Here is a 15,376-nt window from a genome sequence, read left to right on the forward strand (position 1 = left end):
ATTTTTCCGTTACATAATTGTTATTATCTTTACAAATTCTAAAACAAATTATTTTTAATGGAATTATACGAGTCAAATCAACTAAAAATATACAACTCTTTAAGTAAAACTAAAGAAATTTTCAAACCTGTAATACCTGGTAAAGTAGGAATGTATGTTTGCGGTCCTACTGTTTATAGCAATGTGCATTTAGGAAACGTGAGAACCTTTATGTCGTTCGATATGATTTTCCGTTATTTAAAACACTTAGGTTATAAAGTACGCTATGTGCGTAATATTACAGATGCTGGTCATTTAGAAAACGATGCAGATGCAGGTGAAGATCGTATTGCTAAAAAAGCACGATTAGAAGAAATTGAGCCAATGGAAGTGGTACAACGTTATACAGTGGATTTTCATGAAACCTTGCAAACTATTAATAATTTGCCACCAAGTATTGAGCCAACCGCAACAGGACATATTGTAGAACAAATTGAAATTATTAAAGATATTTTAGCCAAAGGTTTGGCTTATGAGATAAACGGTTCTGTGTATTTTGATGTCTTAAAATATAATGAAACCGAACATTACGGAATTCTTTCAGGAAGAAATATTGAAGATTCTATTCACAATACTAGAACTTTAGATGGACAATCTGAAAAGAAAAACCCACAAGATTTTGCGCTTTGGAAAAAAGCTGATGAACGCCATATTATGCGTTGGCCTTCTCCTTGGAGCGATGGTTTTCCAGGATGGCATTTAGAATGTTCAGCTATGAGTACAAAATATTTAGGTGAAACTTTTGATATTCACGGTGGTGGAATGGATTTAAAATTTCCACATCATGAATGTGAAATAGCACAATCTAAAACTAATAATGGTGTAAACCCAGTTAATTATTGGATGCATGCAAATATGTTGATTTTAAACGGTCAGAAAATGGCAAAATCAACAGGGAATTATATTCTACCAAATGAAATATTTTCAGGTAATAATAAAATTTTAAGTAAAGCGTTTTCTCCTAGTGCTACACGTTTTTTTATGTTGCAAGCTAATTATAGAAGTATTTTAGATTTTACAAGTACTGGTTTAGAAGCATCGGAAAAAGGCTATATTAAACTAATTGAGGCTGTTAGTAATTTAGATAAAATTGAAGTTAGTAAAACATCTTCAATAGATGTTAAAGCTTGGAAACAAAAATGTTACGACGCAATGAATGACGATTTTAATACACCAGTTTTAATCGCAAATTTATTTGAGGCTGTAAAATTTGTAAATCTTTTAAACGAAAAGAAAGCAACAATTATTGAAGAAGATTTAGAAGAATTTAAAGGAACAATTAACGCTTTTGTTTTTGATGTTTTAGGTTTGAAAAATGAACTTAAAGAAGATAGTTCAGATAAATTATCGGGCGTTGTTTCTATGCTAATTAAAATGCGTAAAGATGCACGAGATAATAAAGATTGGGCGTTATCTGACAAGATTAGAGATGAATTAGCTGATTTAGGAATTCAACTAAAAGATGGAAAAGAAGGAACAACTTTTTCTGTAAACTAAATTGAAAAGTGTAACAAAAATATTGGCAATACCTTTTATTTGGTTGGTGCGTTTTTACCAAGCTGCTATTTCGCCTTATACACCATCAGCTTGTAGATATTCTCCAACATGTTCTAGTTATACATTAGAAGCTTTAAAAAAACACGGAGTTTTTAAAGGTGGTTGGTTGGCAATAAAACGTATAGGTAGTTGTCATCCTTGGGGTGGAAGTGGTTACGATCCTGTTCCAGAAAAACTATCTAAAAAAGAGAAAAAATAATTACAATTAAATTTTATACATTTTAACAATGATATTACTTCAAATAGATTGGAACCCTTCACCAGAAATCTTTAAAATTGGCTCATTTGCAATTCGTTATTACAGTTTAATGTTTGTATTTGCATTTATGCTGGGATTGTATTTAATGAAAAAAATATTTATTAATGAAAAAATTCCAATTGAAAAATTAGACTCACTTTTTATTTATACGGTTGTTGCCATTTTATTAGGTGCCAGATTAGGGCATTTTTTATTTTACGATCCAGAGTTTTTAATAAAAAAACCTTTAGAAGTTATTTTACCGTTTCAATTTTCACCAACTTTTAAATTTACGGGTTTTGCTGGTTTAGCTAGTCATGGTGCTGCAATTGGAGCAATTATAGCTATGTATTTATATAGTAAAAAGGTATTAAAAAAACCTATTTTATACATTCTAGACAGAATTGTGATTCCTTCAGCTTTAGGTGCAATGTTTGTGAGATTAGGAAATTTAATGAATTCTGAAATTATAGGAAAAGCTACAAATAGCGATTATGGTTTTGTTTTTAAAAGGTTGGGCGAAGATTTCCCACGTCATCCGGCACAATTATACGAAGCAATTAGTTATTTAGCAATTTTTGTAATTTTATATTTTGTGTACTGGAAAACTGATAAAAAAGAAAAATCCGGATATTTATTTGGGTTGTTTTTTGTACTACTTTGGACAGTTCGATTTTTTGTTGAATTCTTTAAAGAAGCACAAGTTGAAGGCAGAGAAGATTGGATTTTCGGCTTAAATACTGGACAGGTTTTAAGTATTCCGCTAATTATTATTGGTTTGTATTTTATGTTTAAAAAGCAATCAGCTAAGTAAAATTTCAGAAGACTAAGTTTAAGCCTTTTTAATTTTGTAGTTAATCGAAGTAGACACACCCTTTAGCTATTTTTCTTTTTTAAAATTTCATTTTCAATTATTTTTATTGAAAATAATAATAGTTTTAAAATGAAAAAAACCTTTCAAATAAATAGCGTTATATTTATTGTAATGGCATTTGTATTTTTGCAATGTGGAGAGAATTCTGATTCAGAAGAGTTAATTCCAGATCCAATTGTAACAACAATTAAAACATTTGATAAAACACATCTTAGTTTTGGTGGAGAAGGAGTTCAATTTAAAGAAGCTACTTTTAATTTCCCAGTAAATTCTGAAAAAATTGAGGAAATATTAATGTTTGTTAAATTAGAATGTCCTAATGGTGTTTGTGGTGCTTGGGATGTTTTTGCCAATATTAAAGTTAAAGATCCATCAACAAATATGTGGTTAGAAATGGGAAGGTATATTACACCTTATGGTGTAGATAATTCTCAAAGAGTTGGTGGTTTTGTTTTTGATGTTACAGATTTTAAATCATTACTTACTGGAACAGTTCAATTAAAATCTTTTATTGAAGTTTGGACAGTTGAGGGATGGTTGTTAACAGTAGATTTTAAAGTAACTGAGGGTAACCCAGCGTTTAAATATTCTAAGATTGTTCCTTTAATAGACTACACCAATAATTCACAACAAATTCCTTATGGTGAACCTATTTCTGATAATATAAAATTAAGTGGAAGTGTTTCAATTCCAGAAAATTCTAAATCAATAAAACTAAGAAGTACAATTTCTGGTTGGGGACATGCAACTCCTCTAGATTCTGATGGTAGACCAAGTGCTGAATGGGGATTTAGAAACCATAATTTAACATTAGGATCTAAAGATTTTATACATAAAATGGAACCTATTGGCTGTGGTACAAATCCTGTAAGTCCTCAAAATGGAAACTGGGCTCCTGATAGAGCAGGTTGGTGTCCTGGACAAGAAGTGCCAATTAGAATAAATTCGCTTTTAGCTTTTGAAGCTGGTAAAACGGTTGAATATAGTTATCAATTTGAAAACTGGAATAATGATGGAAACAATGGAAGCGCATTTTATTCACTTTCTACTTATTTAGTTATTGAAAGCGATTCTCCAATTATAAAACCAGTAATTAATTAAATTTTAATAAATTAAAAGGCTGTATAAAAAGTAAAACGTTTATGAACTTTAAATAAAACTGCTAGCCTGCGGGTTAGTTCATAAAGTATAGGTTTTCATCTTTTTAGACAGCCTCTTTTTTGTAATTAAGTTTAATTTTTCTTCTTAACCGAACCAGAACCTACAGCTTTAGATTTTACAATTTCAGGGTTTCCAGTATAGATTACATTTCCTGAACCAGCAATTTTAGCGTGAACTTCATTTGAAATATCAATTTTTACATTTCCAGATCCTGCAATTTTAACGTTTGCAATACTTGTTTTAAGATTGTAGCCATTTAAATTTCCAGAACCAGCAATACTGCAAGAAAAATTGTCTGTATTTCCATGAAGTGTCATGTTTCCAGAACCTGAAATATTTGTATCTGAATTTTTAGCAGAAACTTTTAAATCCATATTTCCAGAACCTGCAAGACTTAATTTTAACTCGTTAGATTTTATTTCATCACTGGAGAAAATATTTCCAGAACCCGCAAGAGATACACCTTCAATATCATTAAATGGAACTGTTATTTCTATTTTTTGTTTTGATCTAAGTTGGTAGCCTTTTTTAGTTTTAATAGATAAATTTCCTTTTTTAACTTTAGTTTCTATATATTCTAAAATATTTTCATCAGCTTTTATTGTTATTTTTCCTTCTTTTCCTTTTACCAATGCTACCTCAAAATCACCTCCAATACCAATTTTATAATAATCTGAAGTATTTCTGGTTATGGTAGTAACCTCTCCATTTCCTTTAATTTTTTTTTGAAAGTATTGTGCATTTATCGTTGTACTTGCAAAAAAGAGAGATACTATAGTAATTCCAATCTTTGAAATAGATACGTTGTGTTTTATTGTTTTTAAAAAGTTCATAGTTTAGATTTTTTAATTAGTAAAAGGAAATTGTTCCATAACTGGATTTTATTGTAATATTGCTAACTGTATTATTAGAATTATAATACCCTTCATAATATTTAGAAGAAGTTTTTATAATTTCTTTATTAATAGTAAATCCACTTTTATATTTTAAATTACCATAGTTTAAAGTTGCATTTAGCGTAAAATTGATATTAGGTTGTACCCCAATTTTAGTGTTTGTATATGAAGATTTTACAATAAGATCTTTAAACTCTTTACCTAACTCTTCAATTTTTAAAGAACCGTAATCCATATCAAAATCACCTGTTCCTCTTAATTTTTCAACTGAAGTATGCATATAATCACTTTTTCCAGTTACATTACCAGAATCACCAATTTTTAAACTGCCGTAATCACAGTTATAGTCTAAAACAGCTACCATTCCAAATGACATATGCGAATAATCCGCATTCAAATCAATTCTGTTAGATCTGTCTATATGAAGCGTAGAATAATCCGCATTAACAGCTCCACCTTGCATAAGATCTATGGTAGATTTGTTGGTGTAATCAATATTTATGGAATTAGTTGTATTCCTTAATTCGCCAATCGTAATTTTACCGTAATCGCAATTAATTTGAGCGCTTCCTTCTAATTTATCTAAAGATATGGCTCCATAATCATTATTTAAATCAACATTATTGCTAATTGGCATTTGAATTAAATAATTAATTTCCATATTTACATTGTTCCTTTTTCCCCATAAATTCCAAGAGCTGGAGTTCTTTTCAATAATGGTTTTTGCAGAAACATTAGTTGTATTTCCACTAAATTCTACATCAATTTGTTCTATGCGTTTTGCAACTTTCTCTTCGTCATCACCATTAGTAGTAATACTTACTTTTATAACAATTCTATTTTCATTCCATGTGGCAATACCAATATTTCCGTATTTGTTAGACACGTTTAATGTGGCGTTTTTATGTACACTATATTCTTTAGTAAGCACCTTATTTTTGGTGTATTTTCCTTTTCTTTCTGTAGCAGAAATTGTTAGAGGAATTAAAATAAATATGAGTAATATTTTATACAAAGTTTTCATTTTTTTTTGTTTTTAATTGTTTTACTTTTTCTATTTGATTTAATACACTTTGCAAAATATCTATACGCTGTTGAAAATTTGAAATCATTGCATAAATAATTCGCTTGTCTTCCGTACTTTCTCTGAGCTCTAAAGTAAGTAGGTTGTATTGCTGTTCTAGTATTTTTAATTGATCTAAAGCATCGTTTATAAGTTGTTCGGTTGTGCTATTTCGTTGGTCTTCAATAAGCGAAAGTTCTTTTTGAATAGTACTTACAAAATAACTTTGAGTTTCCGCCATTTCATTTGAAACATTGGCCAATTCCATACCTTTGTTTGAAAACGAAGTACCTAACCAGATTCCAAAAAGCAATACTACAGATGCTGCAACTGCTATAAAGGAAAATAATTTAAAATTGTTTTTTTTGTTTGAAGTTTTAGGTTGATTTAATCTAGCCTCAAACCTATTAAAATGACCAATGGTTGGTTCTTCAATATCAAATTTTCCTTCTAAATTTTTAAATATGTTATCTAAATTGTCTTTCATTTTCGTAAGATAAAAGTTGTCTTAGTTTGTTTTTTGCTCTTGAAATTGTTGTTCTACTATTTTCATAAGATATATGCATTATTTCACCAATTTCTTCATAATCATAACCTTCTATTAAATGAAGTGTTAATGCAACTTTATAGTTGTTTTTTAATTCGTTTAATTTTGTTAAAATCTCCTTTGCATTTACGCCACTATAATCTTGTGGTTCTTCTTCAACTTCTTTAATAATAACCTTATCAATTTGCACAGTATTTAACCTATTATTTTTCTTTAAAGCTGTAATACTATTGTTTATAACTATTTTTTTTAACCATGCTCCAAAAGTTACAGTTTCGCTAAATGTATGTAATTTTGTAAAAGCTGCTAAAAACGATTCTTGCATTACATCTTCCGCTTCAAAACTATCGTTTACAATTCTTAAAGCAGCATTATACATGGCTTTATAATATTGTTTATAGATGGTAAATTGGGCAGCTTTATCACCTTTTTTACAGCGCTCTATAAGCTTATTAGTATGTTGATCTACTATCTTCAAAAATCTGATTTCTATTAAAAAGACTATTATTATTTCAAACTGTTACAGTTTTACATAAATTTACTAAAAATATTATGCAATGAGGTTACTTATTTGGCATAACTATTGAAATTTATTAGTAAACAACTAAGTGGTTGTTTATTTAATAAATTGATAATCAGAATTTTAAAATAATTTTGTTTAATGAGTTTTAGTTTTTCTAAAATTTTAAATGACAAAATGACCCAAAATATACTATGAGTAATTCAAAATTTTTAAACTTAGACAATATGTCACTTCAGCATATTTTAGATGAAGATGCTGATTTAATACCTTTAATGACTCCAGAGGATGAAGAGGAAATAAATAAAGAAGATGTGCCAGATATACTTCCAATATTACCTTTGCGAAATACTGTTTTGTTTCCAGGAGTTGTAATTCCTATTACGGCTGGTAGAGATAAATCTATTCAGCTTATAAAAGAAGCAAATAAGGGAAATAAAATAATTGGTGTAGTAGCACAAAAAAACGAATCTATTGAAGATCCAACAATTAACGATGTTCATAGAGTCGGTACAGTTGCACGTATTTTGCGCATGTTAAAAATGCCTGACGGAAATACAACTGTTATAATTCAAGGTAAAAAACCTTTTGAGATTGATAGTTTTGTTCAAGAAGAGCCTTATTTACAGGCAATAACAAAACCAAGAAAAGAGGATAGATCTGAAGAGCGTGAACCTGAATTTGACGCTATTATAGATTCAATTAAAGAAATGGCGATTCGTATTATTAAAGAGAATCCAAATTTGCCTTCTGAAGCTTCATTTGCTATTAAAAATATTGAAAGTAAGCCTTTTTTAATCAATTTTGTTTCTTCTAACATGAATTTAAATGTTTCAGAAAAGCAAGAGTTGTTAGAAATAGAAAATTTAAAAGAGAGAGCATTACTAACTTTAAAAAAGATGGATGAAGAATTGCAGCGTTTAGAGTTGAGAAATGTAATTCAGTCAAAAACACGTTCTGATATGGATCAACAGCAACGTGAGTATTATTTACATCAGCAACTAAAAACCATTCAAGAAGAATTGGGTGGTGTTTCATATGACGAGGAGTTGGATGAAATGCGCGAAAAGGCAAAATCAAAAAAATGGAGTAAAGAGGTAAGAGAAACTTTTGATAAAGAATTGGGTCGCTTGCAAAGAATGAATCCGCAGGTTGCAGAATATTCTGTGCAACGTAATTACTTAGATTTAATACTAGATTTACCTTGGAACGAATATTCTAAAGATAAGTTTGATTTAAAACGAGCTCAAAAAATATTAGATCGTGATCACTTTGGTTTAGAAAAGGTAAAAGAACGTATTATTGAGCATTTAGCTGTTTTAAAATTAAAAGGGGATATGAAATCTCCTATTATCTGTTTATATGGGCCTCCAGGTGTTGGTAAAACTTCTCTTGGAAAATCTATTGCAGAATCTTTAGGAAGAAAATATGTGAGAATGTCTTTAGGAGGTGTAAGAGATGAGGCTGAAATTAGAGGACATAGAAAAACATATATTGGTGCAATGCCAGGAAGAATTATAAAAGATTTAAAAAAAGCAGGAACTTCCAATCCAGTTTTTGTTTTAGATGAGATTGATAAATTGGCATCTTCAAGTCATAATGGAGATCCATCTTCTGCTATGTTAGAAGTGCTTGACCCTGAACAAAATACTGCTTTTCATGATAATTATCTAGAAATGGACTACGACCTTTCTAAAGTATTATTTGTAGCTACTGCAAACAGTTTGTCAACAATTCCGTGGGCCTTACGTGATAGAATGGAAATTATAAATGTTTCTGGATATACTATTGAAGAAAAAGTAGAAATTGCCAAACGTCATTTATTACCAAAACAATTAAAAGAACATGGTTTAACAACAAAACATGTTCAAATAGGGAAAAGACAATTAGAAAAAATAGTTGTGGCTTATACGCGTGAATCTGGTGTTAGAGGGTTAGAAAAGCAAATTGCTAAGATGGTGCGTTATGCGGCTAAATCTATTGCAATGGAAGAAACTTATGATGTGAAAATTACTAATGAAACTATTGAAAAAGTTTTAGGAGCTTCACATTTAGAGCGTGGTAAATACGAAAGTAATGATGTCGCTGGAGTTGTAACAGGATTGGCTTGGACAAGTGTTGGTGGTGATATTTTATTTATAGAATCAATTGTTTCCAAAGGAAAAGGATTTACAACAACTGGTAATATTGGTAAAGTAATGAAAGAATCTGCAACTATTGCCATGGAATACATAAGAGCAAATGCAGAAGATTTTGATATTGATCCTAAAATATTAGACGAATACAAGGTGCATATTCACGTACCAGAAGGTGCAACACCAAAAGATGGCCCAAGTGCTGGAGTTGCAATGTTAACGTCTTTAGCATCAGTATTTACACAACGAAGAGTTAAATCAAAATTAGCTATGACAGGTGAAATTACCTTAAGAGGTAAGGTATTGCCAGTAGGTGGTATAAAAGAAAAAATATTAGCAGCAAAAAGAGCTAATATTAGTGAAATTATTTTGTGTAAAGACAATGAAAAAGATATTTTAGAAATAAAAGAGTCTTATTTAAAAGGCTTAACTTTTCATTATGTTACCGATATGAGCGAGGTAATTAAAATTGCACTTACAAAACAAAAAGTTAAAAACGCTAAAAAATTATAATAAAAAAAGCAGCTATTTAGCTGCTTTTTTTTATTCTTATCATCTAATAATGAATAATTTAGAAGCCTAACAAAATTAAAAATTTGTTAGGTTTTTTGATTTAATTTTTAGTCTCAATCCATTTTCTAGCATTCACGAAAGCTTCAGCCCACGGAGAAACTTCATCTTTTCGTCCCACAGGATAATTTGCCCAATTCCATTGAAAAATTGAACGCTCAATATGTGGCATCATAACTAAATGACGACCATCTTTACTGCTCATCATTGCTGTATTATAATCTGAGCTATTTGGATTTGCTGGATAGCTATCATAACCATATTTAGCTATAATATTATACGCATTTTCTTCCATTGGTAAATTAAATTTACCTTCTCCATGTGAAATCCAAACTCCTAAAGTGCTTCCAGCCAAGCTAGATAGCATTACAGAATTATTTTCTTGAATTGTTACAGAAGTAAATCCACTTTCGTGTTTATGAGAATCATTGTGTAACATTTTTCCGTGAATTTTGTGCTCAGGGTTTATCACCTCTAATTCCATAAATAACTGGCAACCATTACAAATACCAACAGATAATGTATCTTTTCTTTTGAAGAAATTATCTAATGCGGTTTTAGCTTTTTCATTGTACAAGAATGCACCAGCCCAACCTTTTGCAGAGCCTAAAACATCTGAATTAGAAAAACCACCAACAGCACCAATAAATTGAATGTCTTCTAATGTTTCACGACCAGAAATTAAATCGGTCATATGCACATCTTTTACATCAAAACCTGCTAAGTACATAGCATTTGCCATTTCACGTTCAGAATTTGATCCTTTTTCACGAATAATTGCAGCTTTAGGTCTCTCTAATTTACTCGAAATGACAGGTAATTTACCAGTAAAATGATTCGGGAAAATATATTTTAAAGGTTGCTTTTTATAATTATCAAAACGATCTTTTGCCAATCCATTTGCGGTTTGTTTGTCATCTAATAAGTATGAAGTTTCATACCAAACATCGCGTAATTCAGGAATACTAAATTCTAATACTTCATCGTTATTGGTTATCTTTACAGATTCACTTCTAACAGCATTTCCTAATTCATAAAAGTCAACATTGTTTTCAGTTAAAATTGTTGGAACATCTTCTGAAATACTTTGGAAAATAATTCCGCTATTTTCAGCAAATAAAACTTTTACCGAATCAGATTCATTTAATTCTGAAATATCAATATTTAAACCTATATTTTCTTCAGCAAATGTCATTTCCAATAATGTGGTTAACATTCCACCAGCAGAAATATCATGTCCAGCTAAAATTTTACCATTCTTAATTAATTGCTGAATAGTATTAAATGCATTTTTAAATTTAGCAGCATCTTTTATAGTTGGTGTAACATTACCAATTTTATTTTGAGTTTGAGCAAAAGAAGAACCTCCTAATTTATAGGCATCATTTGATAAGTTAATGTAATAAATTTTGTTCATTCCGCTTTTTTGCAGCACAGGCTCAATAACTTTGGTAATATCATTACAATGTGCAGCAGCAGAAATAACAACTGTACCAGGAGAAATTACTTCTTCATTAGGATATTTTTGTTTCATTGAAAGCGAATCCTTTCCTGTTGGAACATTGATTCCTAATTCTATAGCGAATTCTGAAACAGTTTTTACCGCTTTATATAAACGAGTATCTTCACCTTCATTTTTACAAGGCCACATCCAATTTGCTGATAATGAAACCGAATCTAAATTATCTTGTAATGGCGCCCAAATAATATTTGTAAGTGCTTCTGCAATAGCATTTTTACTTCCTGCTACTGGGTCAATTATTGCACTAACAGGTGCGTGACCAATAGACGTTGCTATTCCTTCTTTTCCGTTATAATCCAACGCCATTACACCAACGTTATTTAATGGTAATTGTAATGGTCCAGCACATTGCTGTTTTGCAACTTTACCACCAACACAACGGTCGACTTTATTTGTTAACCAATCTTTACAAGCAACAGCTTCTAATTGTAAGACTTGTTTAATATAGTTGTATATTTTATCTTGAGTGTAAGAAATTTCTTTGTAATTTCTTACAACAGTTTTATCATTCATAATAGTTTTTGGAGAACTTCCAAACATATCATTTAATTCTAAATCCATTGGTTTTTCTCCAGTAGTTTTAGATTGAAATGTAAAACGATTATCACTTGTAACTTCACCTACTTCATAATAAGGAGAGCGTTCTCTTTCGGCAATACGTTTTAGGGTTTCAGCATCTTTTTTACCAATAACCAATCCCATTCGTTCTTGAGACTCGTTTCCTATTATTTCTTTTGCAGAAAGTGTAGGGTCACCAATGGGTAATTTATCTAGATCAATTAAACCACCAGTATCTTCAACCAATTCAGAAAGACAATTTAAATGTCCACCAGCACCGTGATCGTGAATGGAGACAATTGGATTTACATCACTTTCTACCAATCCACGAATTGCATTTGCGGCTCTTTTTTGCATTTCAGGGTTTGACCGTTGCACAGCATTTAATTCAATTCCACTTGCAAATTCACCAGTATCAGCAGATGAAACTGCAGCACCACCCATTCCAATTCTGTAGTTCTCACCACCTAAAATTACAATTTTATCGTGTTCTTTTGGAGTGTCTTTTATAGCTTGTTCAGCTTTTCCATAACCAACACCACCAGCTTGCATAATTACTTTATCGAATCCCAATTTACGTGCACCTTCATTTTCCGTTTCTTGATTTTCAAAAGTTAATACTGAACCAGAAATTAAAGGTTGGCCAAATTTATTTCCAAAATCTGAAGCTCCGTTTGATGCTTTTATTAAAATTTCTATTGGAGTTTGGTATAACCATTTACGTTCTTGCATTCCATTTTCCCAAGGGCGATCATCTTTTAATCGTGAGTAAGCAGTCATATAAACCGCTGTTCCTGCCAATGGTAAAGAGCCTTTCCCACCAGCCAAACGATCTCTAATTTCACCTCCAGATCCGGTTGCTGCACCGTTAAAAGGTTCTACTGTTGTTGGAAAATTATGTGTTTCAGCTTTTAATGAAATTACCGAATTGTAATCTTTTTTCTCATAAAAATCTGGTTTATCAGCCGATTTTGGGGCAAATTGTTCAACAGTTGGTCCTTTTACAAACGCAACATTGTCTTTATATGCAGAAACAATTCCACCAGGATGTTGTTTTGATGTTTCTTTAATTAATTTAAATAATGAAGAAGGCATTTCTTCACCATCAATGACAAAAGTTCCGTTGAAAATTTTATGACGACAATGTTCAGAGTTTACTTGGGAAAAACCAAATACTTCAGAATCGGTTAATTTTCTGCCAATTTTTTTACTAATTCCATTTAAATATTCAACTTCTTCGGTACTTAAAGACAATCCTTCTTGTTGATTGTAAGCTGCAATATTTTCAATATCTAATACCGGTTCAGGCCTTATATGAATATCAAAAATCTCTTGGTTTAGATTTTCAAACTTTTGAAAAATCATTGGATCAAATTTTTCGTTTTCATTTGAAGCCGAAAATTCTTCAATTCTTATAATCCCTTTAATTCCCATATTTTGGGTAATTTCCACAGCATTTGTACTCCAAGGAGTAATCATTGCTGCACGTGGGCCAATAAAAAAAGCATCAATTGATGCTTCTTCAAGCTTTGGTTGATTTCCAAAAAGCCAGTTTAACTTTTGTGTGTCTTCTTGCGCAAGTTCTTTATACGTTTGCACAGCATAAATTTTACTGTTTTGGTTTCCAAAGAAATTAATCATAAGTAGGATTTATTAGAAATTAGTTAGAAAATGCAAATTTAACTAAATTATTAGAAATTTCTTCGTTACTTTTTATAGAATTTAAACAGTTATTAAATGAGTTTTAAACAATTTTGTATAATAGTAATTGTATATTATAGAAAACCCTAATAGTAATAAAAACTATTAGGGTTTATATATAATTAAAATGAATAAGATTTTTTATTTTGCTCTTTCAGCTGTAAGTTCAGCAATTTTCACAATAACATCTGTAGCTAATTGTAAAGATTCTGCAGCAATATATTCATATCTTCCGTGGAAATTATGTCCACCAGCAAAAATATTAGGACACGGCAAACCTTTGTAAGACAGCTGAGAACCATCTGTACCACCACGTATTGCTTTAATTAGTGGTTTAATATTTAGTTGTTTCATTGCTTCTTCAGCAATATCTACAATATGCATTACAGGTTCAATTTTTTTGCGCATATTAAAATATTGATCTTTTATTTCAACTTGCACTAAATCACTTCCTAATTTTTTATTTAAAGTATCTGCTATTTTTTGAAAAGTAACTTTACGTTCTTCAAACAATTTAAAATCGTGATCTCTAATTATATATTCTAATGTAGATTTTTCAACCTCACCAGACATTCCGTGCAAATGATAAAAACCTTCGTAACCTTCCGTTTCTTGTGGAATTTCATTTTTTGGTAATGCAGCTATAAATTCATTTGCTATTAACATAGAGTTTATCATTTTACCTTTAGCATATCCTGGATGTACAATTTTACCATTAATAGTTACTTTTGCTCCAGCAGCGTTAAAATTCTCATATTCAAGTTCTCCAACCTGACTTCCGTCCATTGTATAAGCCCATTCTGCACCAAATTTCTCAACATCAAACATGTGTGCACCTTTTCCAACTTCTTCATCTGGGGTAAAGCAAATTCTAATTTTACCGTGTTTAATTTCTGGATTATTAATTAAATGTTCCATTGCAGAAACTATTTCAGTAACTCCAGCTTTATCATCAGCACCTAAAAGGGTAGTTCCGTCGGTAGTAATTATTGTTTGACCTTTATATTGTAATAAATCATCAAAATAACTAGGAGAAAGTACAATGTTTCGTTCTTTGTTTAAAACAATATCTTTTCCGTCGTAATTTGGATGAAATTGAGGATTAACATTAGTACCTGAATAATCCGGACTTGTATCAATATGCGCAACAAAACCAATAGTTGGTACATTAAAATCTACGTTTGAAGGTAAGGTAGCCATTACATAACAATTATCGTCTAAAGTAACGTCTTGCATACCAATTTCATTTAGCTCTTCAACTAAAACTTTTGCTAAATCCCATTGTTTTTCAGTACTTGGAAAAGCAGGGTTGTTTTCGTCAGATTGTGTGTCTATTTTGACATATTTAACGAATCTATCTATTATTTTTTGCATTTTATTTAATTTTTTATCAAAAGTAAGTATTCAATTAAGGATTTGCAATCTAATTATCTTAATTTATTGTAAAAATTCAATATTCTCAAGTATTAAAATAGACTCACAAATTCGTTCATCAATTTTATCAGTTCCATATATTTCTGAATATGCTGTAAAATAAGTTTCTTTTGAAAGTTTAACCATAAGATTAAATTGATTGTAATTAAACCCTTTTTTAGTTCCCGTTACAAGATACCAATAAGCCGATTTTGATTTAAATTGAATAGTTCCATCTTTTACTTTTTGAAGATTTGAAACTGCTAAAATTGAATCTGTTTTTTTATAAAAATCTTTATTAAATTCTAAACTTCCATAATTAAACGCAGCATCTAAAATATAGGTCTCCGATAATTGTTTTGTTGTATCTGCTGTAAATATTTCAGATTGAAAATCATCGTAGTACAATTTTGTTTTCCAATTAGTTGGTATTCTTATTTTAAAGTTTTTCTTAAAGTCTGAGAATATCTCCGAATTATTTATTTTGGAAATGTTACAGTTGAACGTTTCACTTAATTCTGATTGTTTTTTACAACTAAAAACTAGAAATAATACAATAATAAAGACGATATTTTTTTTCAT

At 30.3% G+C, this 15,376-nt stretch carries 12 protein-coding genes; 5 read left to right on the forward strand and 7 right to left on the reverse strand.

Features of this window, described 5'->3' with window-relative positions:
* Nucleotides 1–57 precede the first annotated feature (57 nt).
* The 4 genes from cysS to IEW75_RS08725 all read left to right on the forward strand — a co-directional run bounded on the left by cysS (nucleotide 58) and on the right by IEW75_RS08725 (nucleotide 3,809).
* Nucleotides 58–1,536 carry a cysteine--tRNA ligase gene (cysS, locus tag IEW75_RS08710; RefSeq protein WP_134246855.1) on the forward strand — a complete coding sequence of 493 codons (1,479 nt, stop codon included), beginning with the start codon at nucleotides 58–60 and terminating at the stop codon, nucleotides 1,534–1,536.
* Between the two features lies 1 nt (nucleotide 1,537).
* Complete coding sequence (gene yidD, locus IEW75_RS08715) at nucleotides 1,538–1,795, forward strand: membrane protein insertion efficiency factor YidD (protein ID WP_134246854.1); 258 nt, start codon at nucleotides 1,538–1,540, stop codon at nucleotides 1,793–1,795.
* A 28-nt stretch (nucleotides 1,796–1,823) separates the two neighbouring features.
* Nucleotides 1,824–2,648, forward strand: coding sequence for a prolipoprotein diacylglyceryl transferase (gene lgt, locus IEW75_RS08720; protein WP_134246853.1), 825 nt, complete (start codon nucleotides 1,824–1,826; stop codon nucleotides 2,646–2,648).
* A gap of 129 nt (nucleotides 2,649–2,777) precedes the next feature.
* On the forward strand, nucleotides 2,778–3,809 hold the full coding sequence (locus tag IEW75_RS08725; RefSeq protein ID WP_134246852.1) for a peptide-N-glycosidase F-related protein: 1,032 nt from the start codon (nucleotides 2,778–2,780) through the stop codon (nucleotides 3,807–3,809).
* A gap of 131 nt (nucleotides 3,810–3,940) precedes the next feature.
* On the opposite strand, the gene IEW75_RS08730 is transcribed toward IEW75_RS08725, so the two are convergent.
* The 4 genes from IEW75_RS08730 to IEW75_RS08745 are packed head-to-tail and all read right to left on the reverse strand — an operon-like array spanning nucleotide 3,941 to nucleotide 6,853.
* On the reverse strand, nucleotides 3,941–4,702 hold the full coding sequence (locus tag IEW75_RS08730; RefSeq protein ID WP_134246851.1) for a head GIN domain-containing protein: 762 nt from the start codon (nucleotides 4,700–4,702) through the stop codon (nucleotides 3,941–3,943).
* A gap of 16 nt (nucleotides 4,703–4,718) precedes the next feature.
* Nucleotides 4,719–5,789 (reverse strand): hypothetical protein, encoded by a 1,071-nt coding sequence (locus tag IEW75_RS08735; RefSeq protein ID WP_134246850.1) that lies wholly within the window; start codon nucleotides 5,787–5,789, stop codon nucleotides 4,719–4,721.
* Nucleotides 5,773–6,315, reverse strand: coding sequence for a hypothetical protein (locus tag IEW75_RS08740; RefSeq protein WP_134246849.1), 543 nt, complete (start codon nucleotides 6,313–6,315; stop codon nucleotides 5,773–5,775). Before IEW75_RS08740 ends, IEW75_RS08735 begins: the two co-directional genes overlap by 17 nt.
* Entirely contained in the window at nucleotides 6,296–6,853 is a 558-nt protein-coding gene (locus IEW75_RS08745; RefSeq protein ID WP_134246848.1) for an RNA polymerase sigma factor, read from the reverse strand. The genes IEW75_RS08740 and IEW75_RS08745 overlap by 20 nt, the downstream gene beginning before the upstream one ends.
* Nucleotides 6,854–7,089: 236 nt before the next feature.
* Between IEW75_RS08745 and lon the strand changes: the two genes are divergently transcribed.
* Entirely contained in the window at nucleotides 7,090–9,543 is a 2,454-nt protein-coding gene (gene lon / locus IEW75_RS08750; protein WP_134246847.1) for an endopeptidase La, read from the forward strand.
* A gap of 100 nt (nucleotides 9,544–9,643) precedes the next feature.
* Here lon and purL read toward each other — a convergent pair whose 3' ends face one another.
* From purL to IEW75_RS08765, 3 genes are all read right to left on the reverse strand, one after another.
* A complete protein-coding gene (purL, locus tag IEW75_RS08755) occupies nucleotides 9,644–13,321 on the reverse strand; it encodes a phosphoribosylformylglycinamidine synthase (RefSeq protein WP_134246846.1) in 3,678 nt (1,225 codons plus the stop codon).
* A 201-nt stretch (nucleotides 13,322–13,522) separates the two neighbouring features.
* Nucleotides 13,523–14,755, reverse strand: a complete 1,233-nt coding sequence (gene pepT, locus IEW75_RS08760; protein WP_134246845.1) for a peptidase T — start codon at nucleotides 14,753–14,755, stop codon at nucleotides 13,523–13,525.
* Between the two features lie 63 nt (nucleotides 14,756–14,818).
* Nucleotides 14,819–15,376: a hypothetical protein gene (locus IEW75_RS08765; RefSeq protein WP_134246844.1), complete on the reverse strand. Its 558-nt coding sequence runs from the start codon at nucleotides 15,374–15,376 to the stop codon at nucleotides 14,819–14,821.

It is taken from the genome of Lutibacter litoralis (genome assembly GCF_014646675.1).
Classification (GTDB): domain Bacteria; phylum Bacteroidota; class Bacteroidia; order Flavobacteriales; family Flavobacteriaceae; genus Lutibacter; species Lutibacter litoralis.

Coding starts and splice junctions, on each gene's coding strand:
- IEW75_RS08730 (WP_134246851.1), bottom strand. CDS start 4,702: ATGAACTTTTTAAAAACAATAAAACACAACGTATCTATTTCAAAGATT.
- IEW75_RS08765 (WP_134246844.1), bottom strand. CDS start 15,376: ATGAAAAAAAATATCGTCTTTATTATTGTATTATTTCTAGTTTTTAGT.
- pepT (WP_134246845.1), bottom strand. CDS start 14,755: ATGCAAAAAATAATAGATAGATTCGTTAAATATGTCAAAATAGACACA.
- lon (WP_134246847.1), top strand. CDS start 7,090: ATGAGTAATTCAAAATTTTTAAACTTAGACAATATGTCACTTCAGCAT.
- purL (WP_134246846.1), bottom strand. CDS start 13,321: ATGATTAATTTCTTTGGAAACCAAAACAGTAAAATTTATGCTGTGCAA.
- lgt (WP_134246853.1), top strand. CDS start 1,824: ATGATATTACTTCAAATAGATTGGAACCCTTCACCAGAAATCTTTAAA.
- IEW75_RS08735 (WP_134246850.1), bottom strand. CDS start 5,789: ATGAAAACTTTGTATAAAATATTACTCATATTTATTTTAATTCCTCTA.
- IEW75_RS08740 (WP_134246849.1), bottom strand. CDS start 6,315: ATGAAAGACAATTTAGATAACATATTTAAAAATTTAGAAGGAAAATTT.
- cysS (WP_134246855.1), top strand. CDS start 58: ATGGAATTATACGAGTCAAATCAACTAAAAATATACAACTCTTTAAGT.
- IEW75_RS08725 (WP_134246852.1), top strand. CDS start 2,778: ATGAAAAAAACCTTTCAAATAAATAGCGTTATATTTATTGTAATGGCA.